Consider the following 20,501-nt stretch of genomic DNA (forward strand, 5'->3'; position numbering starts at 1 on the left):
TTGTCCAGGCAGTAAGGAGAATCGACAAAGTGAGCAACCGAATAGTGTGCGCGAGTAGGGAGACGAAGGCGTGAGCGGTCGGAAGGTCCCTGCGATTACAGTGCGGAGGCGTTCATAGCCGCATACTTACCTGTAATCACGCAAAGGAGGTGTCCCGGACAGCCAGTAATGGCTTCAGGAGCACCTCCTTTTTGGGCAGGCTGCCCAGATCAATTAATTCTCAGGCTTCGCACTGTCATCCGCAGCCTCAACCACGCTCTGCAGTATCCTGAACCCCAGCGGCTCCAGCGTAAGTCTGATTCCTTCACCATCCATCGCCACTGGTTCACCGCTGAAGGCATCCTGCCAGTTGCCCCCGGTGAATGACTGCTGAAGGGTTAACGGTTCGCTACAATTGTTCATCCAGACGGTAAAGCGGCTGTTGTCATTGAAACGTTCGTACACGAGGCCCCGGCTATCTGCATCACTCTGCAGGAAACGGAAGTGGCCGGTACGCAGTACCTCATGGTTCTTGCGCAGGGCAATCATGCGCTGATAGAAGCTGAATAGCTCACGGTCCTGACGCTCCTCCTCCCAGATCATACATTTACGGCAATCCGGGTCATCTTCTCCCGTAAGTCCGATTTCATCTCCATAGAAGATACACGGCGTTCCGGTAAAGGTAAGCAGGAAGGTGACTGTCAGTTTCAGTCTCCGGGTATCCCCGCCGAGCCGGGTAAGGACTCTGGGGGTATCGTGGCTGGCGAGAAGATTGAACAGTACTTCATTTGCCTGCCGCGGGTAACGCATCAGCAATCCGTAGATGTGGGAGGCGAAGGCCTCCGGCTCCATCTCATCTCCCTGGAAGAACTCCAGCAGCCGGTCAGAGAAAGGATAGTTCATTACGGAATCGAACTGATCCCCCTGGAGCCAGCTAAGGGAATCGCTCCATACCTCACCGATGATGAACGCCTCCGGGTTAATCTCTTTGACCGCCTGGCGGAATTCGCGCCAGAATACATGGTCTACCTCATTGGCCACATCCAGCCGCCAGCCGTCGATATGTACCTCACTGAGCCAGAAGCGGGTAATGTCCAGCAGATATTCTTTGGTTTCCGGGTTGGCCGTATTCAGCTTGGGCATCCCGCCGAAGAAGCCAAACGTATCATAATTGGGGGTGTTACCTTCCGCCTTAACCGGATAATCATAGATATGAAACCAATTGGCGTATTTGGAGTCTGCCCCATGTTCAATTACATCTTTGAATGGCGGGAACTCCGCGCTTGTATGGTTAAAGACGGCATCCAGCACTACCTTAAGCCCTTTGGAATGAGCCAGGCTGACCAGTTGCTTCAGCAGCTCCACATCTCCGAAGCTGGAGTCGATCGTTCCGTAGTCTACCGTATCGTATTTATGGTTGCTGGGTGCCTCAAAGATCGGAGTAAGATACAGCGCGGTCACTCCAAGCTCCAGAATATAATCCAGATGATCAATGATCCCCTGCAGATCCCCGCCAAAATAACTGTCGGTCGTCGGTGTGCCGCCCCATTCAAGCGTTCCTTCCGGATCGTTCCCCGGATCTCCGTTGGCGAACCGGTCCGGCATGATCTGATAGAATACAGCCGATTCAGCCCACCCGGGAACATGCAGCAGATCCACCTCGTGAATATAAGGCATTTCATAATAGCCTCCGGGAGGCGCGGGCTGCTCTTTCCTATAGAAGCCGGATTCCACCATCCATACCGTCTCGGCATCCGTTTCCAGACGGAAGCCGTAGGAGAAACGTTTGCGTTCGGGCGTTACCTCAGCTTCCCAGTAATCGAAATAGGCATCTGCACCCACCTTGAGCATTTCCAGCTCTTGATGATAATGCTCCCAATCGTATTTATCGCCCGTTAGCGCGACTACCCGTTTCACATTGTTCTTTTTGCTGCGCAGACGAAGGTGAAAGGTAGTGCTGTTATAAGCATAAGCCCATTTGCCCTGCGGAGAATGATAGAGGCACTCAAGCTCAATGGAGGTGCCTGGTGTAGTTGTTGATGTCAGTGCATGTCTGCTGATAGCCACGTCTATTCCTCCTTGGATCAATGTTGTGGATGGATAATGAGCAATAATGAATGAATTATAAGCTTTAGTTAATACCCCGACTACATAGGACCTAAACACCAGATAGATGACCTGGAGATAATGCCGGGATAGAGCGCTGTAACACTTATACCGCATCTGCCCCGGCTCTGTTAATCAGCTCCCGGTAGTCATTACGCACATTGCCTACGGCTGATGATACGGGATAAGCCAGCATCTGCCTTGCATCATAAGGCTGAAGCAGCTTCATCAGTGAGGGGATGTCCGGGTTGCTGCGGTCCAGCCACTGCGCTTCCGCGTCCTTGCCCAGAATGACCGGCATTCGGTCGTGAATCTCTTCCATGAGGCTGTTCGCAGCTGTGGTGATGATGGTGCAGGTGGCGATTTTGCGGCCGCTGGGATCTGTCCAGATATCATACAGGCCGGCCATAGAGAAGAGCTGTCCATCCCGCAAGGTGACGCGCAGCGGCTGCTTGCCGCTCTCCTTGACCTGCCAGTCATAGAAGCCGTCTGCCGGAATAATGCAGCGGCGGGACGATACAAGCCTTTTAAATGAAGCTTTCTCCAGCAGCGATTCACTGCGGGCATTGATTAGCTTCGCACCGTTCTTATCCTCCTTAGACCATGAAGGCAGAAGCCCCCAGCGCAGCTGGCCAAGCTTATTGCGCTTGCCGTCATGAATAACCGCCGGAATGTACTGCATCGGAGCGGCGTTGAACTTCGGTGCATAATGGTCGAAGGAAGGATCGCCGGTGAAGTATCTGGTCATCAGCTCTTCCAGTGTTACGGTAATCGTATATCTTCCGCACATTTTGCCCGTGCCTCCCTTTAGTGGCTGTCAGTTTACAGCATGGCCGCTTCGTGCTATGCTGCCTATATTTCACATGATAACATTACAGTATAGAGGAAGAAACTCAGGGATTGTGAAGGAGGGGCGGCGGCTATGATTATCGTAAGTTCCTGCCTGGCCGGAATGAAGGTTAGATATAACGGCACGGATTGTCTGAATCCGGCCATCCAGCACCTGCTGGACAATCAGCAGGCGGTTGCCATATGCCCTGAACTGATGGGCGGCTTCTCTACTCCCCGGGAACCGGCGGAGATCATAGGCGGCGAAGGGCGGGATGTGCTGGAAGGCCAGGCCCGGGTGATCGACAGAACAGGCAATGATGTAACTGCAATGTATATAGAGGGAGCCTATGCCGCACTGGAGCAGGCAAGGAGCTTATCGGCAACTCTGGTGGTGCTCAAGGAGAACAGCCCGTCCTGCGGCAGCTCCATGATCTATAACGGAGAATTCGCCGGTGTGAAGGTGCCGGGAGAAGGTGTGACCACTGCGCTCTTGCGAATGCACGGGATTGAAGTGATCTCCGAGGAGCAGCTGGCTGCGCGGTTGCCGGAACTCGAGGCTGACGAACCGGCCAAGCCATAGTTTTTCCCAATAATACTCCATGGACAAATGTTACAATATTGTGTTTATTAACAGGTGGTAAAAGGGCTTGTTCAGCAGTATAATTGAGTAGTCCTGCAAGTGGAAACGGCCTTGCCGTTCTCTCAAGGACGGTACCGTTTCAGCGAGAAATAGAAGGATAAATTATCGTGTGAAGCATATAAATTCTTATATTTTAAGAAAATCCTGAATTTCTAGAAGCGGAGAATCTCGTCATGAAACCCATCTATTTGGACCACGCCGCCTCAACACCGGTTCATCCGGAGGTGGCTACGGTTATGTACAATATGTTATTGAACCAGTATGGCAATGCGTCCAGTGTGCACCAGTTCGGACGGTCGGCCAAAAGAATCGTAAATGGAGCGCGCGACAGGATCGCGGGCTTTTTGGGCTGTTCCCCTGATGAGTGGGTGTTCACCAGCGGCGGTACAGAGAGCGATAACCTCGCTCTGTTCGGCGCAGCCTATGCTTCTATTCATAAGGGTAAACATATCATTACCACAGCAGTAGAACATCATGCGGTATTGCATACGTGCGGACAACTGGAGCAACAGGGCTTCGAGGTTACTTATCTTCCCGTAGATTCCACAGGACTTGTCTCTCTGAAGGATGTGCAGTCTGCCCTGCGTGAGGATACAGTATTGATTAGCGTAATGTTTGTGAATAATGAAGTGGGAACTGTACAGCCTATAGAAGAGATTGGCAGATTAGCGGGCGGGCGGGGCATTCTTTTTCACGTGGATGCTGTACAAGCCCTGGGCACGCTGCCTATGGTGCTCCGCGAGCTGCCTGTCGACTATATGAGCTTCTCGGCCCACAAGATTGGCGGTCCGCAGGGGATTGGCGGATTGTATGTCCGGCGGGGAGCGCCGCTGCAGCCAAGACAACATGGCGGACTTCAAGAGCGCGGCAGACGCGCGGGTACGGAGAGCCTGGCAAGTACAGCCGGCTTCGCCACAGCAGTAGAGCTGGCGGTAGACGGACTTGCGGAGCATCATGAGCAGGCTGTCAGACTGCGGAGTACACTGCTGCAGGAGCTGGACAAGCATGCCGGAGCCGGCGGATATGTAATTAACGGGAATGAACAGCAGACGGTGCCCGGAATTCTGAATGTAAGCTTCCCGGGTGCGAAGACAGATGTGCTGCTGATGAATCTCGATATGGAGCGGATTGCGGCCGCCAGTGGTTCAGCCTGCACCTCGGGCTCTCTGGAAATCTCGCATGTCCTGCAGGCGATGAAGCTTCCGGAAGAACTTTTGAACTCGGCGATTCGCTTTAGTACAGGTTTGGGTAATACTAATGAAGAAATGCAGGTTGTTGCCCAAAAAGTTGGAACCATCTTAAACCGGCTGCGTACTAAAGACTAGGCATTTTTGCGGTCTGGCATCCGCTTGGAAGGTTTCTAGCTTCAGGGAACTCGTAAGCACTATTTAAGGTGAGGGGACTTTGAACGCCATGAAACTTCAAGATATGATTGGCCTCACCGTATATGAAGTTGAAGAAGGTACTGAAGTCGGTGAAATAATCGATATTGGACTGGATTCAAACTGGAACATTACGGGTATTGAACTGGAAAGCAAAACTTTTTTCTCCAGTCATGTGAAAGTTGTGGCATGGGATGATATTGTCGCTTATGGCGAAGATGCTGTCATGATCCGCAACAAAGAGTCGATTGTTAAGACCGACGCTGACCATATACCGTATACTTTCCTCTTGGGAAAGAACAAGTTGAAGGATTTGCAGGTGCTTACAGCATCCGGAACGATACTTGGACGAATATCCGATGTTTATTTTGACCAAAAGATGGGAAACACAATAGTAGCGCTGGAAATCAGTGACGGGCTTGTAACTGATTTGATCGAAGGCCGCAAATGGCTGCCTTGTTCTGAAGGAATGTCTATCGGGGAGAATTCGGTACTGGTTCCTGCGATGAGCGAAGAACGGCTTCAAAAAGCCATTAATATTGTTAACGGATAGGTGGAATGTATTATATGAAGTGTCCAAACTGCAACTCCAAGGATATCGGCAAGATCGGTTCCCACCAGTTCTATTGCTGGGGCTGTTTCATCGAACTTACGGTCAACGGCGAGAAAATGTCGGTTTATCAGGTTGAAGAAGATGGCACGCTCAGTTCGCTTGACGATCTGTTCTCGGGTGAAGATGTTGCACAGGATTTCCCGCAGATCCATGCATCCTCCTGATCATTAGCCTGATTCATTCCCGGATAAAGTTACATAGATTCGCCGTGGGGCTGACCTCAAAGCATCGAATGGATGCTTGGGTCAGCCTTGTTTGCTCTTAAGCAGTTCATCCGCAAGCCTGCGGTGGATGTTCCACGAAACGGGTCTTCAATCTTCTACAACACAAAAACCAGCCAATCCTGGTCCAGGATGAGCTGGTTTTTGTTGTGTGTGGACCCTGGACAGCGTCTGTTTACAGGATAACTTCTCCTATAAATGAGGAAGTTGCATCTTTGTTATATGTGCTAACGAATTGGTATGTCGCCTCCGGGATACGGGCTCTATACTGAAATCGACTGGCGGCAACGCCGGATTCTGCAAGGTTCTGCATAAGGGGGATTATTGAATGTACCGTAAAGGAATATCCAAGCTGCTGATTGCCGGTATGCTGCTGTCAGGGATTCAGCTTCCGGGAAACACGGGAGTGGCAGGAGCAGAGAGACTGGAAAAGCTTCCCGTATCAGCCGCAGGCACAAGCACAAGCGGCGCTATTGTAGCCGGAAAGGCAGCATTTGCCGATATGAATCAGCACTGGGCTTCGCCAGCGGTGGACAGGCTGGCAGCCGCCGGAATCCTGCAGGGGAATGGGCAGGGAAGATTTGGACCAAGCCGTGCAATCTCGCGCGCAGAGATAGCGGTTATCCTGGGCCGTGTGTTTCGTTACTCAGCTCCGGGAACGGCTGTGTTCAGTGATGTAAGCGCTTCTTCCTGGTATGGCAAGGATGTGGGCGGGATTAGTGCAGCCGGCATAATCCAAGGTTACGCGGACGGACGGTTTCAGCCGGGAGCGGCTGTAACCCGGCAGGAGGCCATGACGATGCTGAGCCGGGCTTTCGGCCTGGAGGCGGCTTCGCCAACTACGCTGGCCGCGCAGCCTGACGGATCAGCGGTCAGCGGCTATGCCCGGGAAGCAGTGAGTGCCATGCTTGACGCAGGCTACCTGCACGGCGGGCCGGATGGCAAGCTGAATCCGCAGACGCAGATGACCCGGGCTGAACTGGCGGAGCTCCTGGGCCGGATGATCGGGTGGATCAGTTCAGGCGAAGGAAGCTATTCGATTGGCGGGGTGTCCGGCAATGTAATTGTGAACCGGGCGAATGTACAGATCGAAGGCGGACCGGTTAGCGGGAATCTCTATGTGACTGCCGGAGTAGGAGAGGGAGAGGTATCGTTCTCGGGAATCAAGGTGCAGGGAACCACTCATATCTCGGGAGGTGGTGACCATTCGGTAGTTTTCCGTAAATCTTCACTGGGACAGATCAAGCTGAACAAGCCCAAAGCCCCGGTACGGCTCGTGCTGGAGGATAGCAGCTCCGTAGCCCGGATTGAATTGCTCCAGCCGGCCAAGGTTGAGATTGGGGCCGGCACAAGGGTGGAAGCACTGATTATCGGTCCCGGCGCTGCCGGATCAGAGATTATGAACCGGGGGGACATCGGCCTGCTGGAGACCCAAGCGGATCGTGTGCTGCTCAACGGCCTAGCACTCAAGGCTGGTGAGACGCTTCGGGGCTTGTCCGGTAATGGAGCTTCGCCGCAGGCAAGCGCAGCCGCCACCTTTACGGGGAGCGGAGGGGATTCAGGCGGAGCGATGCCAACGCCTGCACTTATGACACCTGCCCCAACAGCGACAGCTGGGGCAACGCCGACTGCAACACCGGTGGTTACTCCGCCAACCCCTGACAATCCATGGGAGCTGGTCTGGAACGACGAATTCGACGGTAGCTCCATAGATAAGACCAAATGGAATGTGCAGGATACCGGAACGGTATACAACAATGAACTCGAATATTATCATCCGGACAACGCTTCGCTCGAAACCGAGAGCGGACAGGGTGTGCTGGCACTGGAAGCACGGAAGGAAGCATACGGCGGGAAGTCGTATACTTCCGGCAAGCTGACCTCCAAGCTGAAGGGCGACTGGACTTACGGCAAATTCACGGTGCGCGCCAAGCTGCCGATTCAGCAGGGCATGTGGCCGGCCATCTGGATGATGCCAACCGACGAAGAGAAGCAGTACGGACCTTGGCCGGGAAGCGGCGAGATGGACATTATGGAATTAACGGGACCGGTGGCCGGTGATGCAGAGAAGGCTGATCTGTACCCGAGAACGGTTCATGGTTCGCTTCATTACGACATCCCGCATACGTCACAGTCCAAGACCTACATTCTGCCGGAGGGCACGACGTTCGCTGATGCTTATCATGACTTCACACTGGAATGGCTCCCGGGACTGATCCGGTATTATGTGGACGGTAAAATGTATTTTGAAACAAGCGATTGGGGAACGAAGGCTGAAGGCCAGCCGGATTATTATACCTATCCCGCACCGTTTGACCGGCCGTTCTATATGATTCTTAATCTGGCAGTGGGCGGCGATTGGCCGGGTAACCCGGCAGCTGACTTCCAGTCGGACAAAATGTATGTCGATTATGTCCGGGTCTACAAGTACAACAAGCTCGATCAATGGCCGGACGTAACAGGACAACGGCCGACAAAGCCGGAGCTGTCGACTCCGCAGCGCCCTGCCCTTGCCGACGGGAACCAGATTTATAACGGTGACTTTACGGGTGCAGAAGCGGTTCAAGGCCCGCCGGAATATTGGGAATTGATCGAGAATGCGGGGGGTGAGGGAACAGCTTCCGTCGTTGACGATATAGAAAAGGGTAAGGCGGTGAAGGTGGCTGTCAGCAAAGCTGGAACCCAGAACTATTCCATTCAGCTCGCTCAGAAGCCGCTTCTGCTGGAGAAGGGCAAGTCCTACAAAGTCACATTCGATGCCAAGGCGGATGCGGCCCGACCGCTGATGAGCAAGCTGACCGAATTCGGCGGCGGATGGACGGCTTATTCCATGGAACGCAATTTCCAGCTTACGCCGAACTGGCAATCGTATGAATATACCTTCAACATGTCGAAGAGTTCCGATAACAATGTCCGTTTCGAGTTCAATCTTGGTCTGAACGACATTGCAGCCTATTTCGACAATGTCAGGGTGGTAGAGACGGAGCCCCTGCCAGTGGTACGTACTCCGTTGCCTGACGGCAACCTGATCTATAATGGCGGATTCGAGCTGGGAGAAGGGCGGCTGGGCTACTGGACCTTCGCCGTTAAGCCGGAATCGGGCGCTGCTGCGAAAGCCAGTGTAACCAATGCTCTGGAACTGCCGCTGATGAAGCGTGAATTCAAGGTAGATGTCCAGACAGCCGGAGGCTCGGCTGAGGATGTGACGCTGATCCAGACAGGAATCCCTGTGACAGCCGGGGGAGTCTATCAGCTTACGTTCGAGGCGAGATCGGAGCAGGAGCAGCCGGTCGGCATCAAGCTGGACGGCGGCGATGGGAAGACCGTCTATCCTGACGGGGCAACATTCACTCTGACGCCGGAGTGGAAGAGCTATACAGCGGAAATAGAGCTGTCCGGCGCGTCCGGAACTGAAGGTACATTATCGTTCCTTCTGGGCCAGGCTCCGGGGCAGACCGAGATTGACAATGTACGTCTGGTAAGGATGATTGATCCGCCTGTATTCACTAACTACCTGCATCTGCGGGGGGACCAGAACTGGAGATCATCGGGTACCGGCCTGATTCCGAGCGGCGAAGGCGGCAAGGACATCACGGATATGGACCAGGGCGACTATGTAGAATACAAAGTGGTGCTGCCTCAGGCTGCCAGCATTGTTCCCGTGGCCCGGGTATCCAGTATACAGGCAGACTCCGGGCTGGAGCTGTCGGTTCTGGATGCCGGCAAACAGAGTGTAGTGACGACCTCTGTCTATAGTACGGCAATCGGAGATACCGGAGGACTTCATTCCTACCGCGCAATCATCGGGGCACCGCTTGAGCTGCCTGCCGGAATCTATTACTTCCGTCTTGGCGGCAGCGGCTATAATCTGGCCTGGCTGGATCTGACCCGCGAGCTGGTGGTGAACGGCCGCTTCAAGGGCGATTCTACCGAAGGCTGGACGCTGTACAAGAGGGATTGGGACAGTAATCCGGTGAAGAACACCGTAATGAACGCTGTGTATGGTGCACTGCGGGTTGACCTTGGCGGCACCGGTGATGAAGACTGGAACGTACAGGTGAAGCAAGGGGGAGTACCGGTAGAATTGGGCAAGAAGTACCTGCTTCGCTTCGATGGGGAGGCATCAATAGCCAGAGATATCCGGGTGCTTGTTCAGCATGACGGTACTTCGGACAATAATTGGACCCCGTATACGAACGAGACAGTAAGTCTGAGCGAAGCGGGCGGACATTATGAATTTCTGTTCACTGCTCCGGCAAGCGATCCCGCTGCTGTGCTGCAGTTCAGTCTGGGCAAGGTTAACGGGCTGCTGGGAGAGCATACGGTTAGACTGAGCAATATTTCCCTGCTGCAGGTGAGCCCGGTCATGGCGGGTGAGGCGTATGGGGAGAATCTGATTCCAAACGGAGACTTCTCGGCTCCGCTTAAGGGCTGGAGCAGCTATTCCTCCGACAGCGGCGAGCTGTCCATTGACAATGTGAATGGGGCGCTGCAGATCCAGGTCGGTTCCACAGGGACGAACAGCTGGGACCGGCAGGTCTATTACGAGGGAGTAGCCTACAACGATGGCAATCATTATACACTTACCTTCAAAGCTAAGGCAGAAGCAGCGCGCAAAATGAACATCAGCATCGGCTGGCTGGATGTCGCGAACAATTACACCTGGAACGGGTATACGAGCAAGGTGGTAGATCTTGATACGGAATACGCGGAATATACCCTGGAATTCGATGTTGCCGGAGGCAGCACCTCCATCGGCCGGATTTCTTTTGAGCTGGGGAATATAACGGATGGCGGTACAGGCCATCTTGCGGTGGACGTCGATGACATTGTGCTGACGAACAACGGAACCGTAGCTGCACCTTGAACAAGCTTTAGAATTTGTTATCCAGGCTTGCGATTTGGTATTTAGACCGGCAAGAAACACTTTTATAATCAGTACATGGAGGACGGGCAGCCGTTCTCCATGATTTTCAGACGACAATGGGGGAGATTTATTGTGAAAAAGACAGCAGTATCCATCACCGCACTACTCATGGCATTTTCAGTAGTGGTCAGCGGATGTGGAGGCAATAACAACCAATCAAGTTCGGCTAACAACGGAGGAAAGAAAGAAGATTCCAGTGCAACTGCCGCTCCTGCTACGCCAAGCACAGACCCTGTTACCCTAAACGCCTGGGTGATGCCGAACAGTCCCAAGCCGGATGCAGACTTCCTGAAGACGCTTGAACCTTACCTGAAAGAGCATCCGAATGTCACCATGAAGGTAACGGTACTTGACTGGGGCTCTGCCTGGACCAAGATTACGACAGCGGCTACAAGCGGGGAAGGTCCGGACCTGCTGCAGCTTGGATCAACCTGGGTACCGGCAATCGCCAGCATGGGCGGTATTGACAAAGTGACGGACAAAGTAGCCGATGTAGGCGGTGCTGAGGCTTTCCTGCCGGCCATCTGGACGACTACCTCTATCGCGGGCGACAGCGAGGTATACGGGGTGCCGTGGTTCGTGGATGCGCGGGCAATATACTACCGGACAGATGTATTCAAGCAAGCCGGTGTGGACACAGCAACAGCCTTTAAAGATTGGGATTCCTTCAAAAGCGCATTGCAAGCGGTCAACGGACAGACCGTTGACGGCAAAAAGATCGCTGCACTCGGACTTCCAGGTAAAAACGACTGGAACGTAGTGCATAATATCTTCCCTTGGATCTGGGCTGCAGGCGGCGATGTTCTCTCGGAAGATAACAAAAATGTTGCCTTCAACGAAGAGAAGGGGCTTGACGGCGTGATGTTCTACACCGGACTTGCCGCTGAAGGCCTTGTGGATAAATCTTCGCTTGAGAAGAATTCGTCGCAGATTGAGAGCGACTTCGGCGACGGTAAATCGGCGGTCATTATCTCCGGCCCTTGGCTCGCCAAGAACTTTGCGACACCGAAAGCAAACGGCGGTATGGATGACAAGAAAGCGGCCAAGAACTTCGCGGTGGCTCCGCTTCCTGCAGGTCCGGGCGGACAAGCTACCTTCGTCGGCGGCAGCGAGCTGACCGTATTCAGCGGCTCGAAGAACAAGGAAGCGACTTGGGATTTGATTAAGTACCTGACCGGCGATGAAGCGCAGAAGGCTTATGCTGCCGTATCCGGCCAGCTCCCGGCTCGACTGTCACTTCTGGAATCGCCTGATCTGGATGCCAGCATGAAAGCATTCTCGGAAGCCACGAAATACGGAAGAACCTATCCATCCATTCCCCAATGGGGACCTACGGAAACGGCGCTGCAAAAGCATTTTGCCAACATTTGGGATATTGTTGCCGGTGTGAAGGGCAAATATAGTGAAGAAACCGTCAAGCAAGAGCTGGATTCTGCAGCGGCCGAAGTCAAAGCAATTATTAACCAATAATGATGAGGATTAGGGGGATGCCGCCGCGCGATAGGGTGCGGCGGTTCTTCCATTAGTAAAGTGAGGGATAAGAGATGGGGCTCCATACTGAAAAAAATCTGCCTGCGAAGGCTGCTTCCGACAAGCGCGGACTATGGCGCAAACGGGTCAGAGAGAATAAATTTGCTTACATGCTGATGGTGCCGACCATCATTTTCATGCTGTTGGTGCATTTGCTCCCTATGATTCAGGGATTCTGGATGTCATTCCTGAAGCTGAACCAATTTACACTGGGCAAATATCTCAAGGCGCCGTTTGTGGGGATCGACAATTATATTGGCCTGTTGTTCAACACCGATAACCCGGTCCGCCAGGGGCTCAATTTTGCCATCCGCAACACCGCGATTTATTCGGTCATTGTGACGATCGGTGTAATGATCATGGGCCTGATGATGGCCTTGCTGCTGAACCGTGATTTTCCCGGACGCAGCATTGCCCGCACAGCCATGCTGCTCCCATGGGTCGTTCCGTCTTATGTGGTCGGTGTGCTCTGGGGTTTCATGTGGCAGAAGGAAGGCATTATCAACTATTTCCTGGTCGATGTCTTGCATCTCTTCAATGAGAAGCCTTTCTGGCTGCTGGGGCCGAATACGATCTGGGCGATCATTATCCCAACCATCTGGCGCGGCTGGCCGTTCCTGATGGTCATTTTCCTGGCTGGACTCCAGACCATTCCCGAAGATATCTATGAAGCTGCAACCATTGACGGTGCGGGCAAATTCCGCCAGTTCTGGAACATGACGCTGCCGATGCTTAAGCCGGTTATTGCGGTACAGCTTTTATTCCAGATTATTAACAATGTCTACTCCTACAACATCGTCTCCACGATGTTCGGCAACGGTGCCGGATATCCGGGGGAATGGGGAGACCTCCTGATGACAGCCTTGACCCGCCAATCCTTCGGTTATTGGTCCTTCGGTTCGGGCTCTGCCGCTTCAATCATGCTGATGTTTGCCATGCTGATGGTCGTCGGTGTCTGGTACCGCGTCTTTAGATCGGAGTTGAATGCCCAATGAGTACACACCGTAAACGTTCCGTCAGTTCGTTCCTGCTGACTTCACTGACCTGGGTTATCGTTGTATTGACGGTATTTCCCATTCTGTGGATGATCTTCACCTCTTTGCACTCCAATGACCAAATTCTGAACGGGATCACTACCTTCAGCCTGCCGAAGCCGCAGTGGGTCAATTATATCAATATGTGGGATACGGTGAATTTTGCCACCTATTTCCGCAACAGCCTTCTGATCTGCGGTGCGACAACCCTGCTTGCCGGCTCCTTTGCCGTTCTGGCCGGATATGCGCTGGCCCGGTTTGATTTTCCCGGATCGAAGCTGTTCAGCATGAGTATCATATCCACCCAGCTGATCCCGGGGATTATGTTCCTGTTCCCGATTTACCTGATGTTCCTGTGGATCAAGAATACGTTCGGTTTGCCGATGATCAATACGTACTGGGGAATGATTCTCGTCTATACGGCGTTCTACACCCCAATCAGTATCTGGATTATGCGAAGTTTCTTTGTCTCAATTCCAAGAGACCTGGAAGAGTCGGCCACGATTGACGGCTGTACGAAATTTCAGGCTTTTTACAAAATCATTCTGCCGTTGTCTCTGCCCGGCATTATTGCGACAGGCATATTCATCTTCCTTACGGCGTGGGATGAGCTCCTCTTCGCCTGGGTTTTGACAACCAGCGCTGATGTACAGACGATTCCGGTCGGTATCCGCTTGTTTGTCGGGCAATATAATACCCGCTACGACCTGCTGATGGCAGCCTCCACGGTGGTAACCGTGCCAGTCATGGTCATATTCTTCATGACCCAAAAATACTTTATCAGCGGTATGACCGCGGGGGCCGTCAAGGGCTGACCCGTAGCATGCCAGGAAAGGTGAGAGCAATCATGCTGAAATTTACTACCGCAAGAGAAGCGATGGCTTCGGCTGAAGAGATCCTGAGACAAGCCTTCGCAGACCGGATTGGCCCCGGGGCGCACATCAGTGCCCTCTTTACGGATTCGGAACGACGGGGGGCCGTAGGCATAGCCGGTCTGCCGTTTCGGCTGCCTGCCATTCAGGAGCTGCTCAAGCTCCCCGCTGTGGCAGCGCTGCTGCCGGGTGAAGCGGGTGCCTCCGCGTTGTTCGCCGTAAACGAAGAAGCCACGGAATTGTCACTGTATATCCGGCACGCCGGAAGACAGGAGCAGACTGTTGACGTACCGGAGGCTACCGCAAGCCTGGCTTTGGCGCAATTGCAGGCCGCTCCGGGCTGGGCAGGGGCGCTTAACGCTGAGGGCGAGCACGTAATTGATCTGCGTTCACCTGTGCCGGGTCCGCATTTCGCGGTCAATTTGCTTATGGGCAACCGTCTGAGCTTTCCCCATCCGCTTCAGACTACCCCGAAGAGCGTTGTTGACCGGCTGGGCGGCGGCAGCTTCCGTTCACATGCGGCCACCCAGGTGCTGGCCACCCGCTGGGATATGCGTCAGGAGGAGAACGGGTTCCCGGCTAACCGGCAATTCTATCTGTTCGAGGACGGGAAGCAGATCTTCTATTCCGCGGACCCCGGAGATGAAGGGATAGAGTCGGCGGTCTGCCGGCATTCGCAGAATGTAACCCGAATCACCTGCCGGACGCGCTGCGGACTGGAGATTACACGAATCATCTCTATTCTGCCTCAATACGAGGGCCTGCCTCTGGCTACCGAATTACAGCGGATTGAGATTGAGAACCATGGAGAAGCCGACCGAGTTCTGCGGATCGTCTACACGGGAATGTTCGGCTCAGCGGCTCCGGGGGCGCTGTTCGAGGATGTGCTGTACAGCAACGTCATTATGCAGGGCGGCGTGCTCCAGGATAATACGGGAGCCGTGGCAGCCATCAGTCCGGATTATTATCCCGAAGGCGGCCGTCATGATCTGCGCTTCCACACAATGATCGTTCACGGGGCAGAAGGACCGGTGCTGCCGCGTGAATACTGCGTCAGCTACAATGAATTTGTCGGTACAGGTTCGCTTCACCGTCCGTCCGGCGCGCTCAGACTGAGTAACATTCTGCACCGTAAGGGGCCAGGGTTCTTCGCAGTAGCCGGGGAAATTCAAGTGGCTGCGGGAGCTAAGACAGCTGTTGACCAGTTGACCGGCCTAGTCTCCGACAAGAGCGGGGCGCCTTGGAATGACACGGTGCTGGCGGATGAAGTGGGGGCGTTGGTCACCCGTTTCTCCGACCCATGCGCGGCGGAATCAGCGCTGGCGGAATCAGCCGGGTTCGTGCGGGATTACAGCAAGTTCCTGCAGGTATTCTCCGATGACAAGAATTTCGATGTATTTATCAACCGCAATCTGCCGTTTCAGGTGCTCTATCAAAGCTTTGTCTCCCGTTCCTTTTGCCAGACACAGAAGGGCTACAGGGAGATTGGCTTCCGCGAAATCCAGGATTTATACGCATCGATGTATTATTTTGTCGGTATGGGACAAAGCGCTCTGGTGAAAAGTCTGCTTAAAGAATGGACCGGTATGGTGTTTGAACTGGGCTATGCCTATCATAACTTCTTCTGGGCCGGCAAGGAGCCGGGCAAATGGTCCGACGATGCGTTATGGCTTGTTCAAGCCGTCTACCGCTATGTAATGCTTACCGGCGATCTCGAGTTCCTGGACGAGTCTTGTCCGGTAGCGGGACAAGAAGCCAGCCGGCCGGTCTTCGAGACACTCAAGGCGATTATTGTCTATTCAGGGAAGATTTCAATCGGCCGCCACGCTCTGCCCTTACTGGACTTCGCAGACTGGAACGACTGTCTTAAGCTGGATGACACGTATCTGAACGGTCCAGCTAAGGAAAAGCTCTACCGGGAGCAATTGCAGGCAGGCGGGGTCTTCGGGGATTCATTGGACAGCGATTATTCCGAGAGCGTTATGAACGCCTTCCTGCTGAAGGTAGCAGTAGATGAACTGTCCGCTCTGGCTGCCCGCAAAGGGGAGCAGGATGATGCCGATGAGCTGAACCGCTTCGGATCCAAGCTGCGCGAGCGTATCCAGGAGCATGCCTGGAAGGGCGATTTCTTCGCCCGCGTGCTCTTCAACCGGTACCAGAATGGCGAATATACTTATTTGGGAGCTGCCGGAGACGGTCTGTCAGCAGATCCGGCATCCGAGGGTTCTTACTTCTTAAATTCCTTCAGCTGGAGCATCCTGTCGGGCTGTGCCGATGAGTCGCAGATCTCGGTGATGCTGGACACTATGAAGTCGCATCTTATGACTCCTTTCGGATTGAAGCTGGTTTCCCCGGTTGCTTTGGGCCGGGTCTCTACCCACACAGCTTCGGACGAATACTTCCCGGGTGACCGGGAGAACGGCGGCGTATTCAAGCATGCCTGCATGATGGCCGCAGCTGCGATGTTCAAGGGTGCCAAGGAAGTCTCGGATTCAGGGCTTGCTGCCGAGCTGGGCCGCCTCGGCTATTGGCTGCTGGACCGGATCATGCCGTTCAAGACGATGGAAGATCCGTTTGCAGTCTGCGGAAATCCGCGATTCTGCACTCAATATAATAACAGCGAGACCGGTGAGAATATCGGTCCGATGCTAAGCGGCACCTCGACCTGGCTCACCCTCTCGCTGATGGAAGCGCTAGGCATTGAATATACGGCGCAGGGCATCGCACTGAGTCCGATCCTGCGGGAAGAGCAGACAGAATTCTCTTACACTCTGAAGCTTGGCAAATCTTCGTACTGTATCCGGATCAGTAAACCGGAAGGCTTCCGCCGGATGAACGGCGGTGATGCCCGTCTGACACTGGATGGCCGGGCGCTAGAGGATGGGTTTATTCCGACTCCGGATGACGGGCTCACCCACGAGGTGGAGCTGCGATTTGAAGAGTAAAGATGTTATAATGCCCGGTCACGGAACTCATGCGGGGTCATCCCCGTGTACTCCTTAAAGAGCTTGATAAAGTAATGGGCATTGGAATAGCCCAGCTCGGCGGAAACCTCATAAATTTTCAGCGGCGTATGAATGAGCAGATACGCCGCTTTTTCCATCTTAACCTGACTGATGTAGTCGCTGATCCGCTTGCCTGTCTCAAGCTTGTACATTTTGGACAGATATACCGGATGCATCTGGACATGATCGGCGATGGCCTGGAGTGAGACATAATGTATATTGCGGTCGATATATTCATGTACGTTCCGAATCAGGACTGTCCGGCTGTCCCGCCGCTCAGACTCAAAATGCTCCTTCAGCAGCGTAACCATCTCCAGCGCCCATTCCCGCAGCTTGTCAGCCGTCTGGAAGGGGGCCTGCTTCATCAGCGGATTGCCCACGATCTCGCCCAGCATCTTCTTATTCTTATGGGCGAAATAATAGAAAGCCGTTTCCAGATGCAGACGGGCTTCATGGATATGCTCCAGAGAGTGGTCCGGATTCCGGGCCAGCTCCGAAGCGATGGCATTCAGCTTGTCTTCGATCCCCTGCCAGTTGTTCGCCTCAAATAAATGAAAGAAAAGCGGAGGCTCGTAGAGCGGCTGGAGAATTTCTACAGGGTTAAAGCTGCTGTTGTCCGTGGCATCCAGATAGATGCCTGTTTCGCTGCCGATATGCTGGCGGATAGCGGAGATGCCGGATTGATAGAGAGTGTACACCTGATCCGGGAATCCGCCCCAACCCGTAGTGACCACAGAAAGGCCGCCTCCAATCAGCGTGCTGACATGATTCTGCAGCTGATAGGCGGCCTGGGTGATATCATCTGCGAGATTCAGGCGGGGTTCAATGTCTTCCCTGGGCTGCAGCAGAAATACAAGATAATCATGGACATCCTTGCTTGACCAGATGTGGAACCGGTCTTGAAACAGCTCTTGCGCGATATTAATAATGGCGTATTCGAACAGCAGCATGCTGCCCATGTCCTGACGCCGGAAGAATTCCTCCGGTCTGACGATTACAAGACATACCGGCAGATTGGTGGAGAACGGCAGATCGAATTGGGAGAGCCGCTCGTGCAGCTGCGGCCTGGACATCTTCCGCCCCTGCAGGAGCTCGCCGAGCAGCCGGTCCCGCAGGAGCGGAAGATGCTCGCGGAAGGTCTGCATTGTCCGCTGATAGGAGGACCGAGTCTCCCATTCGCCGCGCAGCTCTTCCTGGAGCTTGCCAATAACGGCAATCAACTGGTCATTGGCAATTGGCTTGAGCAGATAGGCACTGGCTTGCTCTTCTATCGCCTTGCGGGCGTACTCGAACTCGGCATAACCGGTCAGCATAACGACCCGGATGTGCTTCCAGCGGCTACGGATGGAGGCGATCAGTTCGATGCCTGAAATTTCAGGCATGTTGATGTCAGTGACAACAATGTCGATAGGATAACGCTGAAGCAGTTCCAGTGCCTCGTATCCGGAATAAGCCGTGTGAACTTGTTCAAATCCCATTTCCGTCCAAGGAAGCGAAATGGATAGGTCGTCAACGACATAAGGTTCGTCGTCAATCAGAAGAATTTGATGCATAGGGTTCCTCTTTCTTCTCCATGCGAAGAGTGATTTTTAAGCCGCCTTCAGGTGAAGGGGCGATCAGAAGGCCGGATGAATCACCATAATGGGACCTGAGGCGCTGCTGGATGTTCCATAGCCCGCAGCCTCCGTCCTCACGCGCCGTTTCGGAAATTCGGGCCTGCAAAGCGTTAACTGCCTCATCCGTCATGCCAGCTCCGTTGTCTGCAACAGTGACTATGACACTCTCTTGCGTATGGGAGGCGGTGATCCGAATGGAGCCTGGGCCGATCTTTTTCTCAATACCGTGAATGATGCTGTTCTCCACCAAGGGCTGGATCAGCAGCCGGGGAATCTGCAGACCCAGCAGATCTTCCGCGATATCCATCTCATAGCTGATGCGCTGTTTCCGCAAATTCTGAATCTCCAGGTAATTCTCCAGCAGCTTCAGCTCGTCCTGCAGCGTAGTGAGGGAATGGTCTGTCTTGGTGATGTAGCGGTAATATTCTCCGAGGTTAAGCGCCATAGCCTCCACCGAATCGGTGTCGCCGACAACGGCCTTACTCTTAATAAAGAACAGGCAGTTGTAGAGGAAGTGCGGATTAATCTGCGATTGAAGCTGTTTCAAGTGGGCATCCTTGGCCCGGAGCTGCTCCAGGTAGACCTGTTCAATCAGCAATTGAATTTTTTCTGCCATTTCATTGAATTCTTCGTTGAGCATTGTGAACTCAGGATTGGACTTGGTATGAATACGGGTAGACCATCGTCCTTCCTTCATCCTGTTGAGCGAACGCAATAAAAGGCTAACCGGACGCTGCACTTGACGATATAGCTGCAAAGAGAACAACAGGCTCATGACCAGGAGAAAAGCCGATCCGGTCAGGAAGAAATAACGGCTGCTGCGGATCGGCTGAAGAATCTGCTTCAGCGGCGAATAATGCACGACCCGCCAGTTAATGGCCGATGAAGGAACCGAACTGATAAGAAAGCTGCCCTTCTTAAGGTTGAGGATCTCCGATATGCCCTGTCCGTCTGCGGAATCAAGCGTTGCGGTGATCCGTTCAGCCATTTCCCGGTCGGTATTGCGGGAGAGGATCATCCCGAAAACCGGATGGAACAGGAAGGTATCGCCCTTGTTCTGCGACTGGTAGGCATCGAACATTCGTTCAATGTTGGATACTGGAAAATACATCGATAACAGCAGTTCCGCCTCTCTTGGAGGGCTGCTTTCTGTAGCGGGATCTGACAGCAGCAGGCGGAAGCCCGCTTCAGTGCTGCCCCTGTCCTCTGAAATATACTCCCAGCCGGCCGGGAGCGGTTTCTCCAGTACGGAGGAATCAAAGGAGAGTGAGGAATCAGACCCCAACGTCTCACCGCTGTGCGGCTTGTACAGGACAATCCGGTTCTCCCACGTACTGGAGCTGGTCTGAAGGGAGAGCTTCTCCAGCACGGTCATAATGGTCTGGGCGGGGTCAATAAGATGGCCCAATTGCCGGATCTGCTCGTAGTCACGGATGGTCGGGTCTCTCTGAAGAGCATACATGCTGCCCGCCAATTGATTGATATTGTTGTCCATCTGCTGGGTCAGGAACTCCAGGTGATTCAAATCAGTTGTTTTGATCTGACTCGTGATGACTCCGATATCCTTGCGGTAGGATAATCCGTAGAATAAGAGTGTGGTTGATATAAGGGATAGCAGGATAGCAACCATTTTAATAAACAAACTCGGACGCCAGGCCATAAAATCATCCTTTTCAGAAGCTTTCACTGTTAGCCGTAATAAAAGAAGTGTACCATGGGATGCGGAAGAAGTTTATGATACAAGT

Annotated in this window: 13 protein-coding genes; 9 read left to right on the top strand and 4 right to left on the bottom strand. The window is 53.5% G+C overall.

Going from position 1 to position 20,501, the window contains the following annotated elements; translation table 11 throughout:
- Window positions 1-213: 213 nt before the first annotated feature.
- A complete protein-coding gene (locus tag MKZ24_RS12495; protein WP_445324165.1) occupies window positions 214-2,046 on the bottom strand; it encodes an alpha-glycosidase in 1,833 nt (610 codons plus the stop codon).
- Between the two features lie 145 nt (window positions 2,047-2,191).
- Window positions 2,192-2,875, bottom strand: coding sequence for an SOS response-associated peptidase (locus MKZ24_RS12500; RefSeq protein WP_340783384.1), 684 nt, complete (start codon window positions 2,873-2,875; stop codon window positions 2,192-2,194).
- Window positions 2,876-3,007: 132 nt separating this feature from the next.
- On the opposite strand from MKZ24_RS12500, the gene MKZ24_RS12505 reads away from it, so the two are divergent.
- From MKZ24_RS12505 to MKZ24_RS12545, 9 genes are all read left to right on the top strand, one after another.
- Entirely contained in the window at window positions 3,008-3,496 is a 489-nt protein-coding gene (locus tag MKZ24_RS12505) for a DUF523 domain-containing protein (protein WP_340783386.1), read from the top strand.
- Window positions 3,497-3,729: 233 nt separating this feature from the next.
- On the top strand, window positions 3,730-4,881 hold the full coding sequence (locus MKZ24_RS12510) for a cysteine desulfurase family protein (RefSeq protein ID WP_042238654.1): 1,152 nt from the start codon (window positions 3,730-3,732) through the stop codon (window positions 4,879-4,881).
- A gap of 88 nt (window positions 4,882-4,969) precedes the next feature.
- Window positions 4,970-5,491: a PRC-barrel domain-containing protein gene (locus MKZ24_RS12515; RefSeq protein ID WP_042238653.1), complete on the top strand. Its 522-nt coding sequence runs from the start codon at window positions 4,970-4,972 to the stop codon at window positions 5,489-5,491.
- A gap of 14 nt (window positions 5,492-5,505) precedes the next feature.
- Complete coding sequence (locus MKZ24_RS12520) at window positions 5,506-5,715, top strand: hypothetical protein (RefSeq protein ID WP_039300906.1); 210 nt, start codon at window positions 5,506-5,508, stop codon at window positions 5,713-5,715.
- Window positions 5,716-6,100: 385 nt separating this feature from the next.
- The gene (locus MKZ24_RS12525; RefSeq protein WP_340783389.1) at window positions 6,101-10,639 is read left to right on the top strand and encodes a carbohydrate binding domain-containing protein; all 4,539 of its coding nucleotides are present in this window, start codon (window positions 6,101-6,103) and stop codon (window positions 10,637-10,639) included.
- Window positions 10,640-10,771: 132 nt separating this feature from the next.
- Window positions 10,772-12,169 carry a sugar ABC transporter substrate-binding protein gene (locus MKZ24_RS12530; RefSeq protein ID WP_052416677.1) on the top strand — a complete coding sequence of 466 codons (1,398 nt, stop codon included), beginning with the start codon at window positions 10,772-10,774 and terminating at the stop codon, window positions 12,167-12,169.
- Between the two features lie 74 nt (window positions 12,170-12,243).
- Window positions 12,244-13,224 carry a carbohydrate ABC transporter permease gene (locus MKZ24_RS12535; protein WP_081956639.1) on the top strand — a complete coding sequence of 327 codons (981 nt, stop codon included), beginning with the start codon at window positions 12,244-12,246 and terminating at the stop codon, window positions 13,222-13,224.
- A complete protein-coding gene (locus MKZ24_RS12540) occupies window positions 13,221-14,078 on the top strand; it encodes a carbohydrate ABC transporter permease (RefSeq protein WP_042238649.1) in 858 nt (285 codons plus the stop codon). Before MKZ24_RS12535 ends, MKZ24_RS12540 begins: the two co-directional genes overlap by 4 nt.
- Before the next feature lie 32 nt (window positions 14,079-14,110).
- Window positions 14,111-17,080: a GH36-type glycosyl hydrolase domain-containing protein gene (locus MKZ24_RS12545; RefSeq protein ID WP_340783395.1), complete on the top strand. Its 2,970-nt coding sequence runs from the start codon at window positions 14,111-14,113 to the stop codon at window positions 17,078-17,080.
- A gap of 5 nt (window positions 17,081-17,085) precedes the next feature.
- Here MKZ24_RS12545 and MKZ24_RS12550 read toward each other — a convergent pair whose 3' ends face one another.
- Together MKZ24_RS12550 and MKZ24_RS12555 are read right to left on the bottom strand one after the other, a co-directional pair.
- Window positions 17,086-18,693 carry a response regulator gene (locus tag MKZ24_RS12550; RefSeq protein ID WP_340783397.1) on the bottom strand — a complete coding sequence of 536 codons (1,608 nt, stop codon included), beginning with the start codon at window positions 18,691-18,693 and terminating at the stop codon, window positions 17,086-17,088.
- On the bottom strand, window positions 18,671-20,416 hold the full coding sequence (locus MKZ24_RS12555; RefSeq protein ID WP_052416676.1) for a sensor histidine kinase: 1,746 nt from the start codon (window positions 20,414-20,416) through the stop codon (window positions 18,671-18,673). The genes MKZ24_RS12550 and MKZ24_RS12555 overlap by 23 nt, the downstream gene beginning before the upstream one ends.
- Between the last annotated feature and the right edge of the window lie 85 nt (window positions 20,417-20,501).

The organism is Paenibacillus sp. FSL R7-0297 (assembly GCF_038009025.1).
Taxonomy (GTDB): Bacteria; Bacillota; Bacilli; order Paenibacillales; family Paenibacillaceae; genus Paenibacillus_AQ.